The following is a 17,220-nucleotide window of genomic DNA, read 5'->3' as shown; positions in this document are numbered from 1 at the left end:
ATGCTGGCGCTGTCGCTTGCGGTATCGGCGGTCCTCGGGCTGCTGGCGCTGTGGGTGTTTGCGCCCTTGTTCATTGCGCTGACCGCTGGCGCGGTGGTGGCCCTGCTGCTGCTGGCACTGGCCGGCCGTACGGGTCTCACGGGTCTCACGGGCCGCACCGCGCGCACCCTGCCCGTGGCGGGCTGGTGGGCCGTTGCGCTGTGCGCCGGCGCGGCCTGCGTGGCCATGCTGGTGCTGCTGCCCGACCGGCTCGATGGCGCGCCCTTCCTCGCCTTCGGCATGGGCCTGCTGGCGGCCACCTGCGCGGGGGCGCTGGTCTGGTTGACGGGCTGGCTGATCGCCGGGCGGCAGCCTGTGCCGGTGTCATGGTGGACCGGATCGGCCCTGGCCGGCCTGGGCGCCTTCCTCGCCCTGCTGCTGGGCGGCCCCGACACGGCGGGCTGGATGGCCTGGCGCGACCAGCTGCGCGGCTACGAGGCCGTGCCGCTGCGCATCACGCTGGCCGAAGCGCCCACGGCGCAGCGCGAGCAGGCCCTGGCCGAACTGCTGCAGCCCTTGCTGGAGCAGGGCAGCCGTGCCGTCCGCCATCGCCAGTCCACGCGCTTCGGCAACTCGGTAGAGCACGCCGTGGTGCCTGCCCGCTTTCGCTTCGATGGCAGGCTGCTGGAGATCATGCTGGCCGAGAAGCCGCCCGCGCCCCTGCTCAGCGCCCATGTCGCTTTGCTGGAGCAGTTCGCCGCCAGCGGCCCGGCCCAGGCGGGCCAGGCACCGTCCTGGCTGATGCTGGCCAGCGCCCAATGCCTGCCGCCGCCACGCCTGCGCGAGCTGTCGCGCCTGCTGGGCCAGGGCAGCGAGTTGCTGGCCCGCGCGCGGCGCTGCACGCAGCAGCGCTCGGCGCAATTGCAGCGCCTGTGGCCGCTGCTGGCCGGCAGCGTCGAGCGCGTGGAGGTGGGCGAGGCGCGGCGCTTTCATCCGTGGCTCGGCCTGCAGCGCTGGAAGGCTGTGGCACTTCCCGACAATCCGGAGCCCTAGGCGGGCTCCACATCCTTCCACTGGCCGGGCTCCAGGCCGTCCAGCGTGTAGGGCCCGATGGCCGCGCGCACCAGCCGCAGCGTGGGGTGGCCAATGGCCGCCGTCATGCGGCGCACCTGGCGGTTGCGGCCTTCGCGGATGACCAGCTCGATCCAGCAGTCGGGAATGTTCTGGCGCACGCGGATGGGCGGGTCGCGCTGCCACAGCACGGGCGGCGGCTCCAGCCGGCGCGCCTGCGCTGGCAGCGTCATGCCGTCGTTGAGCTGCACGCCCTGGCGCAGGGCCTGCAGCGCGGCCTCGTCGGGCAGGCCCTCGACCTGTACCCAGTAGGTCTTCTCCATCTTGAAGCGCGGATCGGCGATGCGCGCCTGCAGCGGCCCGTCATTGGTCAGCAGCAGCAGTCCTTCGCTGTCGGCGTCGAGCCGGCCTGCCGCATGCACGCCCGGCACGTCGATGTACTCCTTGAGGCCACGCCAGCGGCCCTCGGGGGTGAACTGGCTGAGTACGCCGTAGGGCTTGTTGAAGCACAGCAGGCGTGAGGGGCCGGTGTCGGGCCGGTCGGCGAAGGCGGTCTGCAGGCGCCGGGATGGGCCCGCAAAGGAGCGCGAGGGAGGGCGTTTTCTGGGTTGCATGGACTCAGCGATTGTCGTCGGGATAGACCGCACGCACGCACTCCAGCCAGGCCCTCGCCGCGCGTGACAGATAGCCGCTGCGCCACAGCTGCACCACGTCCCAGTGCAGTTCAGGCCCCACCAGCGGGCGGCTGGACACGCGCCGGGGGTCGAACCGCGCGATCACGTGCTCGAACATCACGGCCACGCCCACGCCTTCTGCCACCAGGTCGCCGATGAAGTCCCAGTAGCGCGTCTGCAGCCGCACCTGTGGGCTGAAGCCTGCCGCCGCGCAATGCTCCAGCACGGCCTGGTGCAGGGCGAAGTCCGAGGTATAGAACACAAAGGGCCGCCGGGCCAGCTCGCTCCAGTGCACGGGTGCGTCCGGGTCGGGCACCTCGTGCGCGGCAAAGGCCACGCGTGTCTTCTGGTGGGCGATGGTGCAGTACTCCAGGCCCTCGCCGGCCAGGTCACCACCCGCCTCGCCCGCGCCGTGCAGGCCCAGCGCCATGTCCAGCTTGCCGTCCAGCAGCAGCTGGCGCTGGGCGCGTGCGCCCTGCTCCTGCACATGCAGTTCCACGCCCGGATGCAGTTGCTGAAAGCGCGCGATCACGGGCGCCATGTAGTGCCCGGCCGTGGGCATGATGCCCACGCTCAGGCTGCCGCGCGCAATGCCGTCCACCTCGGCCACCTCCTGCAGCAGCTGGCGTGACTGCTCCAGCACCTGCAGGCCGCGCGCATGGACCACCTGGCCTGCGTCGGTCAGTTGCACACCGCGCCCCTCGCGCAGCAGCAGCGGGCCGCCCAGCTCCTCCTCCAGCGCCCGCACCATCTTGCTGATGGTGGGCTGGGTCACATGCAGCGCCTCGGCCGCACGCGTGAAGCTGTTGCAGCGCACCACCTCGACAAAGTAGCGCAGCGCGCGCAGGTCCATGAGGATTCCTTTTGTGCATGGGAAAAATGGAGATTATTCATTTTACGAATCTGAGTGCAAACCCTAGGATTGCCTCATGTCAAAGATTTCCGCCATGCCCGTCCTGCGGCCGCAGGTGTTTCAGGGCCTGCTGCACCGCTGCTGGCCGCTGCTGCGCGGCGTGCTGCAGGTGGGGCTGCTCAGTGCGCTGTGGGTGGCCATGGAGGCCGTGCGCGCCCATTTCGGCTGGGGCATGCCGGCCGGGCTGATCGGCTTCGCGCTGCTGGCCACGGGCCTGTTCAGCGGGCTGGTCAAGGCGCGCTGGCTGCAGGGCGGCACCAACTGGCTGCTGGCCGAGATGCTGCTGTTCTTCGTGCCCGCCATGCTGGTCGTCACCGAATACACCGACCTGATTCAGCACCAGGGCCTGCGCATCCTGGGCGTCATCGTGGCCAGCACGGCCTGCGTGATGGCCGCCACGGCGCTGGCCGTGGACCGCGTCTACCGGCTGGAGCTGTGGCTGGCCCGGCGCCGCTCCACGCGCGCCGGGCTGCACAGGGAGCAGGAATGAACGCCATGTCCGACCAGACGATAGGCCTGCTGTCGCTGCTGGCCACGCTGGCCTGCTATGCGGCCAACAAGCGCGTGTACCGCCGCCATCCGCATCCGCTGCTCATGCCCATCGTCGCCACGCCCATGGTGCTGATCGCGCTGGCGCTGCTGACCCATGTGCGCTACCCGCAGTACATCGCCCAGACTCACTGGCTGGTCTGGCTGCTGGGCCCCACCACGGTGGCCTTTGCGCTGCCCCTGCACGAAAACCGCCACCTGCTGCGCAAGCACTGGATGTCGATCGCCACCGGCGTGCTCGTGGCCAGTGGCGTGTCCATTGCCACCACCATCTGGTTCGCACAGGCCTTCGGACTGCCCGTGGACCTGCAAAAGGGCCTGGCCGTGCGCTCGGTGACCACCCCCTTCGCCATCGAGGCCGAGCGCGTGCTGGGCGGGCCCACCGACCTGGCCGCGCTGTTCGTGCTTCTCACGGGCGTCAGCGGCATGCTCATGGGCGAGACCATCCTGCGGCTGCTGCCGCACGTGCGCAGCAAGCTGGCTGCGGGCGCCATTCTGGGTGGTGCCGCGCATGGCAGCGGGGTGGCGAAGGCGCGGCAGTTCGGGGATGTGCAGGCGGTGGTTGCTTCGTTGGTGATGATGATTGCGGGGGCGTTGAATGTGGTGGTGGCGCCTTGGGTGAGGGTGCTGTTTTTCTGAAGTGATTTGCTGAAGTGATGCGGGAGCTGCCATCCTTGGCCGGGGTTTGATGGCTGGGGCTTTTGGGGGCCTGGCTGTCTTTGGGTTTGGGGCGGGATGGGGCTACCCGTGAGGGCGTCCGCATGCCTTGCACATGGTCTTGACTCCCGCCCACCTTGTTTGCTTTTGGCTTAGGTGCATTTTTTGCCCCTGCCGGGTGGTTGTTTTTCGAGGCCGGGTTTCGGCCCGGCGGCCGACTCACTTTCTTGTCTCGCTACAAGAAAGTGAGCAAAGAAAAGCGCCCGGATGTCCGCGACCCCTTCGCTTCGCTGCGGGGCAACCTGCGCCGTGGCGGTTGCGGGGTTCGCCGTGAAACTCACTTCGCTCTGCGAGCTACGTTCAAACAATCACGGCGAGTCAGGTGACGAAGCAGTCCTGTCCTTCGGCAGGACTGCAACCCCGCAACCGCCACGGCGCAGGCGCTGACATACGGGGGGGGCCGGGCCTTCGCTGCGCTCGGCCTGGGGCTTCGGGGCGCTTGCGTTCCTGAATGCCTCTATCATTGCGGCGGCCCCCTGTTCAGGGGCTGGTGCGTAAGAACACCTTTAGAGTAAGCGGCGCTGCCTCCCCGTTAGCGAGGCCTTGTCACGTCTGATCACTCGGAAAGAGTGGGCATAGCGCCCGCTCGTCCATGCGGTTTTGGGCGGGATGGGGCTACCCGCAAGGGCGTCCGCACGGCTTGCTCTGTGTTCTTAACATCCCGTCCACCTGTCTGTGCGTAAGAACACGGGTCGGTGGGTTCGATCTCAGCAAGGAGCACGAAACCATGTACGCCGTTTTTCTCTCGGCCTTCTCCATCCAGTGTGCGCGCAGTCCAGGCGTGCCTGCCGTGAGAGAGGTCGCGCCATGAATACCGCTTCCACAACCCTGACCCAGCCCACGCCGCAGCAGTTGAGCCATGCCGTGACCGAAATCGGCCGGCTGACGCTGCAGGGCAGCAGCGAGGTGTACTCGCTGGGCCAGCTGGCGCTGGCTTGGCTGGAGCGGCCCGAGGGCTACCGCAATCTGGAGGTGGTGGCCAATGCGCTGCAGGCCATTTGCGGGGCTGCGCAGCGGATGGAGGAACTGGTGGAGGACGAGGTCAACCACGTGCATTGCCTGCAGGAAGACCCGGCGTATCTGCGGCGAATGGCGGCTGCTGCGGTGGCGTTCCAGCGCTGATTCGCTGGTCCGCTTGCCAGGGCGCCCCGGGCTGTTGACTCCCGGAATCCGCCCAATGAAAAAGCACCTCGAAAGGTGCTTTTTTCTCGTCAGCCGGATGCTGTTCAGGCCAGCGTGTAGGCGGTCTTCACCGTCGTATAGAACTCCTGCGCATAGCGGCCCTGTTCGCGCGGGCCGTAGCTGCTGCCCTTGCGGCCGCCGAAGGGCACGTGGTAGTCCACGCCGGCCGTGGGCAGGTTGACCATGACCATGCCGGCCTGGCTGTGGCGCTTGAAGTGGGTGGCGTGCTTGAGGCTGGTGGTGGCAATGCCTGCGGCCAGGCCGAAGGGCGTGCCGTTGGCCACGGCCAGGGCTTCCTCGTAGTCCTTGACGCGGATGACGCTGGCCACGGGGCCGAAGACTTCCTCGCGGTTGATGCGCATGGCGGCCTGGGTGTCCACGAACAGGGTGGGCGCCATGTAGTAGCCCTTGTTGCCGCTGCCGGTGTGGCAGGCGGCGGCTGCGCCGCCCGCAGCCAGCACGGCGCCTTCGGCCTTGGCGATTTCCACGTAGCTCAGGTCCTGCTCCAGCTGGGCCTGGCTGACCACGGGGCCCATGTCGGTGCCTGCGGCGCGGGCGTCGCCCACCTTGATCCTGGCCATGCGGGCCTGCAGGGCCTCGATGAAGGCGGGGTAGATCCTGTCGGTGACGATGAGGCGGCTCGATGCCGTGCAGCGCTGGCCGGTGGAGTAGAAGCCGCTTTGCGCGGACAGCTCCACGGCCTGGGTGAGGTCGGCGTCGTCCAGCACGATCTGCGGGTTCTTGCCGCCCATCTCCAGCTGCACCTTCTTGCCGCTTTCCACGCAGGCGCGGGCAATGCCGCGGCCCACGCCGACGGAGCCGGTGAAGCTGATGGCGGCCACGTCGCTATGGCGCACCAGGGCATCACCGATGACACGGCCCGGGCCCATGACGAGGTTGAAGACACCGGCCGGAATGCCCGAGCGGTGAATGATGTCGGCCAGCGCCCAGGCGCTGCCGGGCACGAGGTCGGCAGGCTTCAGAACTACGCAGTTGCCGAAGGCCAGGGCCGGGGCGATCTTCCAGGCGGGAATGGCGATGGGGAAGTTCCACGGCGTGATCAGGCCCACCACGCCGACGGGCTCGCGCGTGATTTCCACGCCGATGCCGGGGCGCACGGAGGGCAGGGTCTCGCCGGCCAGGCGCAGGCATTCACCCGCGAAGAACTTGAAGATCTGGCCTGCGCGGCCGACTTCGCCAATGGCTTCGGGGCGGGTCTTGCCTTCCTCGCGCGCCAGCAGGTCGCCCAGCTCTTCCTTGCGGGCCAGGATTTCGTTGCCGATCCTGTCCAGGGCGTCGTGGCGGGCCTGGATGCCCGAGGTGCTCCAGGCGGGAAAGGCCGCGGCCGCCGCGGCGATGGCGGCTTCCACATCGGCGGCATTGCCCTGGGCGTACTCGCCGATCACATCGGACAGGTCGCTGGGGTTGGTGTTGGCGCTGTAGCCGTCGGCGGCCTTCCATTGGCCGTTGATTAGGTTGTCGTAGCGGGACATGAGGTGCTCCGGGAAAGGGGTAACGGAAGGAAGGGGTCAGCGGACCATGCAGGGGCGCTTGTTGTCGAAGGTCCAGCCGGGAATCAGGTACTGCATGGCCATGGCGTCATTGCGCGCGCCCAGGCCTTGCTCCAGGTACAGGGCGTTGGCGCGCTGCAGCGCGGCGCGGTCCACGGTGACGCCCAGGCCCGGGGTCTTGGGCACCTCGACGAAGCCGCCCTTGATCTGCAGCGGGTTCTGGGTGAGGTACTGGCCGTCCTGCCAGATCCAGTGCGTGTCGATGGCCGTGACCTTGCCGGGCACGGCGGCGGCCACATGGGTGAACATGGCCAGCGAGATGTCGAAGTGGTTGTTGGAGTGCGAGCCCCAGGTCAGGCCCCAGTCGCGGCAGGTCTGGCCCACGCGCACGGAGCCGGCCATGGTCCAGAAATGCGGGTCGGCCAGCGGGATGTCCACGGACTGCAGCGACAGCGCATGCACCATCTGGCGCCAGTCGGTGGCGATCATGTTGGTGGCCGTGGGCAGGCCGGTGGCGCGGCGGAATTCGGCCATGACTTCGCGGCCCGAGAAGCCGTTCTCGGCGCCGCAGGGGTCTTCGGCATAGGCGAGCACGCCGTGCATGTCGCGCATGAGGCGGATGGCGTCCTTGAGCAGCCAGCCGCCGTTGGGGTCCAGCGTGACGCGCGCCTGCGGGAAGCGCCTGGCCAGCGCGGTGACGGCCTCCACTTCCTGCTCGCCGGCCAGCACGCCGCCCTTGAGCTTGAAGTCGTTGAAGCCGTAGCGCGCGTGCGCCGCCTCGGCCTGGCGCACGATGGCGGCCGGGTCCATGGCGGTCATGTGGCGCACCTGCGTCCAGTCGTCGCTGCCGCTTTGGTCTTCGCCGGGCTGGACGTAGGGCAGGTCGGTCCTGTCGGTGGGGCCGGTGAAGAACAGGTAGCCCAGCATCTCCACGCGGTCGCGCTGCTGGCCTTCGCCCAGCAGGGCCGCCACGGGCACGCCCAGGTGCTGGCCCAGCAGGTCCAGCAGGGCCGACTCCACGGCGGTGACGGCATGCACGGCAATGCGCAGATCGAAGGTCTGCAGGCCGCGCCCGCCCGTGTCGCGGCCGGCCAGGGCCTGCTGCAGGTTCTGCAGCAGCTTCAGGTGGTTGCCCACGGACTGGCCGATGAGCAGGGCCTTGCTGTCCTCCAGCGCCTGGCGTATGCCTTCGCCGCCAGGCACCTCGCCCACACCGGTGTGGCCCGCGCTGTCGTGGATGAGCACGATGTTGCGCGTGAAGTAGGGCGCATGCGCGCCGCTGAGGTTCATGAGCATGCCGTCGCGGCCGGCGACGGGAATGACTTCGATCTCGGTGATGGTCGGGGTGGAGGACATGGCGTGCTCTTGGATCGTTGGATCGGTCTCTGGGAAAAAAAGGGCTATGCGGTGGCGGCGGTGGCCGGCTGCTGCGCGGCCGACCAGGGCACCTCGGCCTCGGGCCGGCCCGTGGCGATGAATTGCGCCAGGTTGCGCAGCACGAGGTCGGCCATGGCGCGGCGGGTTTCATGCGTGCCGCTGGCGATGTGGGGCGCAAGCACCACGTTGTCCTGCGACAGCAGCTCGGCATGGGGGCGTGGCTCGTCCTCGAACACATCCAGGCCCGCGCCTGCGATGCGGCCCTGCTGCAGGGCCTGGACCAGTGCGGCCTCGTCGACCACGCTGCCGCGCGCCACGTTGATCAGAAAGCCCTGCGGGCCCAGAGCGTCCAGCACCTCGGCGTTGACCAGGTGCTGCGTGCCGTCGCCGCCTGCGGCCGTGATGACGAGGAAGTCGGCCCAGCGCGCCAGCTCCAGCAGCGAGGGCTGGTAGAGGTGGGGCGATCCCTCGACCGGGCGGCGGTTGTGATAGGCCACCTCCATGTCGAAGCCGGCCGCGCGGCGCGCCACGGTGGAGCCGATGCGGCCCATGCCGAAGATGCCCAGGCGCTTGCCGCTGGCACGCGTGCGGATGCCGAAGCGGCCCTGGCTCCAGTCGCCCCGGCGCACGAAGCGGTCGGACTCGCTCAGGCCACGCGCGGCGTCCAGCAGCAGGGCGAAGGCCATGTCGGCCACGCAGTCGTCCAGCACGCCGGGCGTGTAGCCCACGCGGACGCCCTGGCGCAGCAGGGACTCGCGGTCCAGCGCGTCAAAGCCCACGCCGAAACTGCTCACGAAGCGCAGCCTGGGCAGGGCCTGCACCACGCTCGCGGGTACGCCCATGGCGGCCGAGGTGACCAGGTATTCGAACTGCGCGCCGTGCTCGGCGAGAAAGCGCTCGCGGTCGGGCTGCTCGGACAGCAGCGTCACCTCATAGGCCTGGGCCAGCTCGGCATCGAGCTGGGGCAGCGGCATCTTGCCGAACTGGAGAACGCGTGGACGGGAGGTCGCCATGCCTTGGAATCCTTGGAACTTGCAGGGGCTGCAAGCCCCGGTGAAAAGGGCCTGCGGTGCGCAGGCCAGCGGGCAAAGGCCGGCGGGCAAAGGCCCCGGGGCCGGCCCGTTGTTTCCAGCTCAATCAGCGGTGATCTTTCTTGTCTGGATGAGCTGCCTCCAGCGCTCCGATTCCTGGGCCTGGTAGCGCGTGAATTCCTCGGGCGTGTTGCCCACGATCTCCAGGCCCTGCTCCACGAAGCGCTTGCGGATGTCGGGCTGCTGCACGGAGGCGATGGCGGCCTTGGCCAGCTTGGCCTTCACATCGGCGGGCAGGCCCTTGGGTGCGGCCAGTCCTTGCCAGGAATAGACCTCGGCGCCCTTGACGCCGGCCTCGGCCAGCGTGGGCACATCGGGCAGCACGGGCGAGCGCTGGCTGCCGGTCACGGCGATCGCATGCAGCTTGCCGCTGCGCAGATGGGGCAGCACGGCGTTGACGTTCTGGAACGAGAAGTCCACCTGGCCGCCGATCAGGTCGGTGATGGCCGGGGCGCCGCCCTTGTAGGGAACGTGCATGCCTTCGGTGCCGCTTTGCTGCCAGAACAGCTCGGCCGACAGATGGTCCGAGGAGCCGTTGCCCGAGCTCGCGAAACTGATCTTGCCGGGGTTGGCCTTGAGCGCGGCGATGACCTCGGCCACGGTGCGGGCCTTCTGCGCGGGGCTGGCCACGAGCACGTTGGGCGCCTGCACGGGGATGGTGATGTAGTCGAAGTCCTTGCCTGCGTCATAGGGCACGTTCTTGACCAGGTGCGGCGTGACCACGAAGGGGCCCAGCGAGGCCACCAGCAGGGTGTAGCCATCGGCCGGTGCGCGCTTGACGGCGCCCGCGCCGATGGTGCCCGTGGCGCCGGGGCGGTTTTCCACCACGAAGGGCTTGCCCAGCTGCTCGCCCATGCTCAGGGCCATGGCGCGGGCCACGGTGTCGGTGGAGCCGCCAGCCGGGAAGGGCACGATGATGTTGACGGCCTTGTCCGGAAAGCTGCCGGCCGCCTGCGCCGTGAGGGCCAGTGCGGCACCCAGCGCGATCAGAATCTTTTTCATGTTCTTGTCTCCTGGGGGGCGCAAGGGCCGGACTGGCCCCTGCGCCCGGTCTTGTGGCTTATTGGGGGCCGAGCTTGTCGATCAGGGCCTTGAGCTCTTCCAGCTCGGAGGGCTTGAGGTCCGTCAGCGGGGCGCGCACGGGGCCGGCGTCGTGGCCCACCAGCTTGGCGCCGGCCTTGATGATGCTCACGCCGTAGCCTTCGACGCGGTTGCGGATCTTCAGGTAGGGCATGAAGAATTCCTTGAGCAGCTTGTGCTGCGTGGCCATGTCGTCGGTGCGCACGGCTTCGTAGAACGCCATCGCCGTCCTGGGGATGAAGTTGAAGACGGCCGAGGAGTACACCGGCGTGCCCAGGGCCTTGTAGGCGGCCGCATAGACCTCGGCCGTGGGCAGGCCGCCCAGGTAGGCGAAGCGGTCGCCCATCGTCATGAAGATGGAGGACATGGTCTCGATGTTGCCCATGCCGTCCTTGAAGCCCACCAGGTTGGGGCAGCGCTCGGCCAGGATGGCCAGCGATTCGGGCGTGAAGCGGGTGCGGTCGCGGTTGTAGACGATGACGCCGAACTTCACGCTCTTGCAGACCTGCTCCACATGGGCGATCAGGCCTTCCTGGCCGGCTTCGGTCAGGTAGTGGGGCAGCAGCAGGACGCCGTGGGCGCCCAGGCGCTCCGCTTCCTGGGCATGGGCAATGGCCGTGCGCGTGGGACCACCGGCGCCCGCGATGATGGGCACCTTGCCGCGGCAGGTGTCCACGGCGGTCTTGATGATCTGGCCGTATTCCTCGCCGTACAGCGAGAAGTACTCGCCCGTGCCGCCAGCCGCGAACAGCGCGCTGGCGCCGTAGGGGGCCAGCCATTCGAGGCGGGCCGCATAGCCCTTGGCATTGAAGTTGCCGTTGCTGTCGAAGTCCGTCACGGGGAAGGACAGCAGGCCGGAACTCATCACGTCTTTGAGGTCTTGGGGGGTCATGGTGCTCTCGGGAACAAGGGTGGGGAAGAAAGAAAAAGGGGTGGAATCAGTCGAGCTTCAAACCGGCTGTCTGAACCACTTTTTGCCAGCGCTGGCGTTCGGTGGCCAGGAAGCGCGCGGTCTCGGCGGGGTTCATGGTCACGACCTCGGCGCCCTGGCCCGTGAGGCGGGCGCGCACCTCGGGCGAGCGGATGGCGGTGATCAGGGCCTCATGCAGGCGCTGGACCACGGCCTCGGGCGTCTTGGCGGGAACGACCACGCCTTGCCAGGTGCCGGTCTCGAAGCCGGGCACGCCCTGCTCGGCGATGGTGGGCACGTTGGCGGCCAGCGGCATGCGCGTGCCCTTGGACAGTCCCAGCAGCTTGAGCTTGCCGCTTTGCACATGGGGATAGGTGGCCAGCATGCCGTTCATCAGCACCTGGGTCTGGCCGGCCACCGTGTCCTGGATGGACTGCACGCCGCCCTTGTAGGGCACGTATTCCCAGCGGGCGCCCGTGGCGCGCGCCAGTTCCACGCCGGCCAGGTGCGGGGCGCTGCCCGTGGCGGTGACGGCAAAGCTCAGGTCTTCCTTCTTGGACAGGGCCACCAGCTCCTGCAGGTTGTTGGCCGGCACCGAGGGGTGGACCACCAGCAGGTGGGGCGAGTAGGCCAGCATGGCGGTGCCGCGCAGGTCCCGGGACAGGTCGAAGGACAGCTTGGTGTAGAGCGAGGGCGAGATGGCCAGCGCACCCAGGTCGCACAGCATCAGCGTGTGGCCGTCGGGCTGGGCCTTGGCCACCATGTCGGCGCCCAGGTTGCCGTTGGCGCCGGGCTTGTTCTCGATGACCACGGGCTGCTTGAGTTCCGCCGACAGCAGCGGGCCGATGGCGCGCGCAATGATGTCCGAGCTGCCGCCCGGCGGGTAGGGCACCACCAGGCGCAGCGGCCGCGTGGGCCAGTTGCTCTGGGCCAGCGCGCCGGCGCCGGTGGCCACGAGGGCGGTGGCGCCAGCGGCGCGCAAGAATTGCTTTCGGCTCAGGGTCATGCTCTTGTCTCCGGGTTTTATGTTGTCAGTTGTCGTACAACTGGAGCGAATTTTCGACCGAGACATGCATGCCGTGATAAAGGGTTTTCCCTTGGTTGTCTGAATTCCTGTGCCGGCGCCATCGGTCCCGCAGGGCGCAGGGCGCAGGGCGGTCCAGGATGCCCAGAAGGCGTCAGAAGACGTCAGGCGGCGCTGGTCTTTTGCGCCAGGCGCAGGCGTTCGCGGCTGTTGGTCAGGTGGATGCGCATGGCCGCGCGGGCCGAGTCGGCGTCCTGGCGCTCGATGGCGGCGAGGATTTCCTCATGCTCGCGGTTGACGCGGCGCAGGTAGTCGGGGTCGCGCTGGGGCTGGTGGATGGAGGCGATGCGCGTGCGCGGAATCAGCTGGGCGCCGAAGTGGCGCAGGATGTCGCCGAAGTAGCGGTTGCCCGTGGCCTCGGCGATCTGGGTGTGGAAGGCCAGGTCATGGGCCACCGTGTCCTCGCCGCGCGCAAAGGCGATCTCGAAGGCCTGCAGCGCCGTGCGTATGCCCTGCAGCTGCTCGGGGCTGCGGCGCAGCGCGGCCAGGCCGGCGCTTTCGGTCTCCAGGCTGATGCGCAGCTCCAGCACGGCCATCACGTCCACGGCGGCCGTCAGCTCGTCGGCATTGAGCATCAGCGTGGATGCGGGCTGGGCGGCGCGCACGAAGGTGCCTATGCCATGGCGCGTCTCCACCAGGCCCGAGGCCTGCAGGCGCGACAGCGCCTCGCGCACCACGGTGCGGCTGACTTCGTAGGTCTGCACCAGCGACGATTCCGTGGGCAGCTTCTCGCCTTCGGCCAGCAGGCCGTTGCGGATCTTGCTCGCGAACTCGTCGAACAGCAGGGCGGCCAGATTGCGGCCGCTGCGACCGGACTTTCCTCGCAGGGGAAGCTCGATCGTTGGGGGTGATGCGGGAAATCCCTTTGCCGAACTTTCCATGGTGCTGATCATAATCGCTCCAAGTTGTACGACAACGTATCACAAGACGTCAATGCTTTCGCAGATTTTTCCGATTTTCCGACCCCGTCCGCAGTCCAGATGAGCACCTCCCAAGCGACCCACGCGATCCGCCACGTCCGCATCACGCCCATTGCCTTCCGTGATCCGCCGCTGCTCAATGCGGCCGGCATCCACGAGCCCTGGGCGCTGCGCTCCATCATCGAGATCGAGACGGCCTCGGGCCTGGTCGGCATCAACGAAAGCTACGGCGACCAGCCCATGCTCGATGCGCTGGCCAAGGCCGCGCCCGCGCTGGTGGGGCTGTCGCCCTGGGCGCTCAACGAGATGGAGGCCCGCGTCGCGGCCCTGGTGGCGCCGCCTGCGCTGACGGCGTCGGAGTTCCTGGGCCAGCAGGTGTCGCTGGCGCCGGGCACGCATGTGTCCAAGACCGTGGCCAAGGTGGTCAGCGCCTTCGAGGTCGCCATGCTGGACCTGCAGGGCCAGATGGCCGGGGCGCCCATCGTGGACCTGCTGGGCGGGGCGGCGCGCGACAGCGTGCCGTTCTCGGCCTACCTGTTCTACAAGTACGCCGAGCACATCGACAGGCCCTATGGGCCAGATTCTTCGCCCGACGCCTGGGGCGAGGCCCTGGCGCCGCAGCAGCTGGTGGAGCAGGCGCGGCGCATGATTGCGCAGTACGGCTTCCAGAGCATCAAGCTCAAGGCCGGCGCGCTGCCGCCCGGGCAGGAGGCGGCCGGCATCCTGGCGCTGGCCGATGCCTTTCCGGGCACGCCGCTGCGCATCGATCCCAATGGCAACTGGACGGTGGAGACCAGCCTGAAGATCGTGCAGCAGCTGCAGGGCGTGCTCGAGTACTACGAGGACCCGGCGCCGGGCCTGGACGGCATGGCCGCCGTGGCGCGCGAGTGCGATGTGCCGCTGGCCACCAACATGGTGGTGACGGACTTTGCCGAGTTCCGCCGCAACGCCGACATGGGCTGCCCCGTGAAGATCGTGCTCAGCGACCACCATTACTGGGGCGGGCTGCGCGCCACGCAGCGCCTGTCCACGCTGTGCCGCACCTTCGACCTGGGCCTGTCCATGCACAGCAATTCCCACCTGGGCATCAGCCTGGTGGCCATGACGCACCTGTGCGCCAGCGTGCCCCTGCTGACCTATGCCTGCGACACGCACTACCCCTGGCAGGACGAGGAAGTGGTCGAGGGCGGCCGGCTGCAGTTCGAGCAGGGCAGCCTGCGCGTGCCCACGGCGCCCGGCCTGGGTGTGCGGCTGGACCGCGAGGCCCTGGCCCGCCTGCACGACAACTACCTGCACTGCGGCATCCGCAACCGCGACGACCTGGGGCAGATGCGCAAGTACGACCCCGCGTTCACCGGCCACCAGCCGCGCTTCTGAACCCGCTTTCACACGATTCCAACGACACAAACCCGGAGACAAGCACCATGCAACGCCGCACACTCATCCAACATTCCCTCGCCAGCGCCCTGCTGCTGGGCACGGCCCTGGCCGCCATGCCGGCCGCAGCGCAGGGCAACTGGCCCACGGGCAAGCCCATCACCTACCTGGTGCCGTTCCCGCCCGGCGGCAATACCGATACGCTGGCGCGCGTGATCGCCCAGCCGCTGAGCAAGGCCCTGGGCACGCCCGTGGTGATCGAGAACAAGGGCGGCGCGGGCGGCAGCGTGGGCTCGGCCATTGCGGCGCGCGCACCGGCCGATGGCTACACCATCCTGGGCGGCACCATCAGCTCGCACGCCATCAATGTGAGCCTGTACGCCAAGCTGGACTACGACCCGGTCAAGTCCTTCACGCCGGTGGCCATGCTGGGCTCGGGCCCGCTGGTGCTGGTGGTGCCGGCCTCCAGCCCCTACAGGACGCTGGCCGACGTGCTGGCCGCCAGCAAGGCCAAGGCAGCGGCGGGCGGCCTGACCTCGGCCTCGCCGGGCAGCGGCACCTCCAACCACATGGCGCTGGAGCTGCTGGGCTACCAGACGGGCGTGAAGTTCACCCATGTGCCCTACAAGGGCAGCGGCCCGGCCGTGCAGGACGTGATCGGCGGCCAGGTGGACATGATGTTCGACACCGCCCTGGTCGTCGGCCCCCATGTGCAGGCCGGCAAGCTGCGCCCCATCGCCGTGACCAGCTCCAAGCGCCTGGAATCCCTGCCCGATGTGCCCACCATTGCCGAGGCCGGCGAGAAGGGCTTCGACATGGGATCGTGGCAGGCCGTGTTCGCGCCCGCAGGCACGCCGGGCCCCATCGTGGAGCGGCTGCATGCGGAGATCATGAAGATCGTCGCCACGCCCGAGGTGCAGGCGCGCCTGAAGAACTTCGGCATGCTGCCTTCGCAGATGACACCGGCCGAGCTGGGCGAGTTCCAGAAGGCCGAGGTGGTCAAGTGGGGGAAGGTGATCAAGGCTGCTGGAATAAAAGCAGAGTGACCCCCTGAGGCGCTTCGCGCCTTCCCCCTTCTCGCTTCGCGGAGGGGGACAACGCCTTCGCCGCGAGGCGGCTCTTGCTCGGCGTTCCTGAGTTGGGACGTGACGGTTGCGAGGGCCCACTCCGATTGCGACAGGCCCCTAGAAAATTGAGACATTGCCATGAGTACCCCACTTCCTCTTTCCATCCGCATGCATCCGGCCGACAACGTGGCCATCGTGGCCAATGACGGGGGTTTGCCTGCGGGCACGGTGATGCCCGGGGGGCTGGTGCTGGTCGACAAGGTGCCGCAGGCGCACAAGGTGGCGCTGGTGGACATTGCCGAGGGCGGCGAGGTGCGCCGCTACAACGTGGTGATCGGCTATGCGCTGCAGGCCATTGCCGCGGGCAGCTGGGTGCATGAGCGGCTGCTGCGCATGCCGGGGGCGCTGTCTCTTGAGGGGTTGCCGATTGCTACGGTGCAGCCGCCCGCGCTGCCGCCGCTGACGGGCTACACCTTCGAGGGCTACCGCAATGCCGATGGCACGGTGGGCACGCGCAACATCCTGGCCATCACCACCACGGTGCAGTGCGTGGCCGGGGTGCTGGATTTCGCGGTGGGCCGCATCAAGGCCGAGCTGCTGCCGCGCTATCCGAACGTGGACGATGTGGTGGGCCTGGAGCACAGCTATGGCTGCGGCGTGGCCATCGATGCCGTGGGCGCCGAGGTTCCGCAGCGCACGCTGCGCAACATCAGCCACAACCCGAATTTCGGCGGCGAGGTGATGGTGGTGAGCCTGGGCTGCGAGAAGCTGCAGCCCGAGCGGCTGCTGCCGCCGGGGTCCTTCCCCATCGTCGATGAGCGCGAGCCCGCGCTGGACGTGGTCTGCCTGCAGGACGAGGCGCATGTGGGCTTCATGTCCATGGTGGACTCCATCATGGGCCGCGCCAGGGTGCATCTGGAGCGGCTGAACGCGCGCCGGCGCGAGACCGTGCCGGCCAGCGCCCTGGTGGTGGGCGTGCAGTGCGGCGGCAGCGATGCGTTCAGCGGAGTCACGGCCAATCCGGCCGTGGGCTTTTGCACCGATTTGCTGGTACGCGCAGGCGCCACCGTGATGTTCAGCGAGGTGACCGAGGTGCGCGACGGCATCGACCAGCTCACCTCGCGCGCCTCCAGCCCCGAGGTGGCCCAGGCCATGATCGAGGAGATGGCCTGGTACGACGCCTACCTGGACAAGGGCCGCGTGGACCGCAGCGCCAACACCACGCCGGGCAACAAGAAGGGCGGCCTGTCCAACATCGTCGAGAAGGCCATGGGCTCCATCATCAAGAGCGGAACGGCGCCCATCACCGGCGTGCTGTCGCCGGGCCAGCGTCTGGCCGACCGGGGCATCCAAAGCGGCCTGGTCTACGCGGCCACGCCGGCCAGCGACTTCATCTGCGGCACGCTGCAGCTGGCCGCCGGCATGAACCTGCATGTGTTCACCACGGGCCGGGGCACGCCCTACGGCCTGGCCCAGGTGCCCGTGATCAAGGTGGCCACGCGCAGCGACCTGGCGCGGCGCTGGCATGACCTGATGGACGTGAACGCGGGCCGCATCGCCGAGGGCCAGGCCAGCATCGAGGACGTGGGCTGGGAGATGTTCCGCCTGATGCTGGACGTGGCCAGCGGCCGCAGGAAGACCTGGGCCGAGCAGTGGAAGCTGCACAACGCCCTGGTGCTGTTCAATCCAGCGCCCGTGACCTGAGCCGCGCGCACAGG

The 17,220-nt window shown here is 68.6% G+C and carries 16 protein-coding genes; 7 read left to right on the top strand and 9 right to left on the bottom strand.

The window, feature by feature from the left end; genetic code table 11:
• Positions 1-1,032 carry a hypothetical protein gene (locus tag DTS01S_RS06885; RefSeq protein ID WP_061287477.1) on the top strand — a complete coding sequence of 344 codons (1,032 nt, stop codon included), beginning with the start codon at positions 1-3 and terminating at the stop codon, positions 1,030-1,032.
• On the opposite strand, the gene DTS01S_RS06880 is transcribed toward DTS01S_RS06885, so the two are convergent.
• Positions 1,029-1,664 (bottom strand): pseudouridine synthase, encoded by a 636-nt coding sequence (locus DTS01S_RS06880; protein ID WP_012202181.1) that lies wholly within the window; start codon positions 1,662-1,664, stop codon positions 1,029-1,031. The genes DTS01S_RS06885 and DTS01S_RS06880 overlap by 4 nt on opposite strands.
• 4 nt (positions 1,665-1,668) lie before the next feature.
• Positions 1,669-2,577 carry a LysR family transcriptional regulator gene (locus DTS01S_RS06875; protein WP_012202182.1) on the bottom strand — a complete coding sequence of 303 codons (909 nt, stop codon included), beginning with the start codon at positions 2,575-2,577 and terminating at the stop codon, positions 1,669-1,671.
• Between the two features lie 76 nt (positions 2,578-2,653).
• Between DTS01S_RS06875 and DTS01S_RS06870 the strand changes: the two genes are divergently transcribed.
• The 3 genes from DTS01S_RS06870 (at position 2,654) to DTS01S_RS06860 (ending at position 5,025) form a co-directional block, all read left to right on the top strand.
• Positions 2,654-3,127, top strand: coding sequence for a CidA/LrgA family protein (locus tag DTS01S_RS06870; protein WP_012202183.1), 474 nt, complete (start codon positions 2,654-2,656; stop codon positions 3,125-3,127).
• Between the two features lie 5 nt (positions 3,128-3,132).
• Positions 3,133-3,825: an LrgB family protein gene (locus tag DTS01S_RS06865; protein WP_061287476.1), complete on the top strand. Its 693-nt coding sequence runs from the start codon at positions 3,133-3,135 to the stop codon at positions 3,823-3,825.
• An 885-nt stretch (positions 3,826-4,710) separates the two neighbouring features.
• Positions 4,711-5,025 carry a hypothetical protein gene (locus DTS01S_RS06860; RefSeq protein ID WP_016448687.1) on the top strand — a complete coding sequence of 105 codons (315 nt, stop codon included), beginning with the start codon at positions 4,711-4,713 and terminating at the stop codon, positions 5,023-5,025.
• A gap of 104 nt (positions 5,026-5,129) precedes the next feature.
• Here the strand turns inward: DTS01S_RS06860 and DTS01S_RS06855 are convergent, their stop codons facing one another.
• The 7 genes from DTS01S_RS06855 to DTS01S_RS06825 form a co-directional block, all read right to left on the bottom strand.
• A complete protein-coding gene (locus DTS01S_RS06855; protein WP_061287475.1) occupies positions 5,130-6,578 on the bottom strand; it encodes an aldehyde dehydrogenase family protein in 1,449 nt (482 codons plus the stop codon).
• A 36-nt stretch (positions 6,579-6,614) separates the two neighbouring features.
• Entirely contained in the window at positions 6,615-7,952 is a 1,338-nt protein-coding gene (locus DTS01S_RS06850) for an enolase C-terminal domain-like protein (protein ID WP_061287474.1), read from the bottom strand.
• Between the two features lie 44 nt (positions 7,953-7,996).
• Entirely contained in the window at positions 7,997-8,986 is a 990-nt protein-coding gene (locus tag DTS01S_RS06845; protein ID WP_061287473.1) for a 2-hydroxyacid dehydrogenase, read from the bottom strand.
• Positions 8,987-9,106: 120 nt separating this feature from the next.
• Positions 9,107-10,066: a Bug family tripartite tricarboxylate transporter substrate binding protein gene (locus DTS01S_RS06840; protein ID WP_047218561.1), complete on the bottom strand. Its 960-nt coding sequence runs from the start codon at positions 10,064-10,066 to the stop codon at positions 9,107-9,109.
• Positions 10,067-10,124: 58 nt separating this feature from the next.
• Positions 10,125-11,036, bottom strand: a complete 912-nt coding sequence (kdgD, locus tag DTS01S_RS06835) for a 5-dehydro-4-deoxyglucarate dehydratase (RefSeq protein WP_016448682.1) — start codon at positions 11,034-11,036, stop codon at positions 10,125-10,127.
• 46 nt (positions 11,037-11,082) lie between these two features.
• Positions 11,083-12,060 carry a Bug family tripartite tricarboxylate transporter substrate binding protein gene (locus DTS01S_RS06830; RefSeq protein WP_026062356.1) on the bottom strand — a complete coding sequence of 326 codons (978 nt, stop codon included), beginning with the start codon at positions 12,058-12,060 and terminating at the stop codon, positions 11,083-11,085.
• 182 nt (positions 12,061-12,242) lie between these two features.
• Positions 12,243-13,031: a FadR/GntR family transcriptional regulator gene (locus DTS01S_RS06825; RefSeq protein WP_034366548.1), complete on the bottom strand. Its 789-nt coding sequence runs from the start codon at positions 13,029-13,031 to the stop codon at positions 12,243-12,245.
• An 87-nt stretch (positions 13,032-13,118) separates the two neighbouring features.
• Here DTS01S_RS06825 and DTS01S_RS06820 point away from each other — a divergent pair, with 87 nt between their 5' ends.
• The 3 genes from DTS01S_RS06820 to garD all read left to right on the top strand — a co-directional run bounded on the left by DTS01S_RS06820 (position 13,119) and on the right by garD (position 17,206).
• Positions 13,119-14,435: a glucarate dehydratase family protein gene (locus DTS01S_RS06820; protein WP_017405276.1), complete on the top strand. Its 1,317-nt coding sequence runs from the start codon at positions 13,119-13,121 to the stop codon at positions 14,433-14,435.
• Between the two features lie 47 nt (positions 14,436-14,482).
• Positions 14,483-15,481, top strand: a complete 999-nt coding sequence (locus DTS01S_RS06815; protein WP_017405277.1) for a Bug family tripartite tricarboxylate transporter substrate binding protein — start codon at positions 14,483-14,485, stop codon at positions 15,479-15,481.
• A gap of 159 nt (positions 15,482-15,640) precedes the next feature.
• A complete protein-coding gene (gene garD / locus DTS01S_RS06810; protein WP_016448677.1) occupies positions 15,641-17,206 on the top strand; it encodes a galactarate dehydratase in 1,566 nt (521 codons plus the stop codon).
• The last annotated feature ends 14 nt before the right edge of the window (positions 17,207-17,220 follow it).

The organism is Delftia tsuruhatensis NBRC 16741 (genome assembly GCF_001571325.1).
Taxonomy (GTDB): domain Bacteria; phylum Pseudomonadota; class Gammaproteobacteria; order Burkholderiales; family Burkholderiaceae_C; genus Comamonas; species Comamonas tsuruhatensis.
Note: the sequence above shows the minus strand (reverse complement) of the source record. Positions and strands in the feature narration are given on the sequence as shown.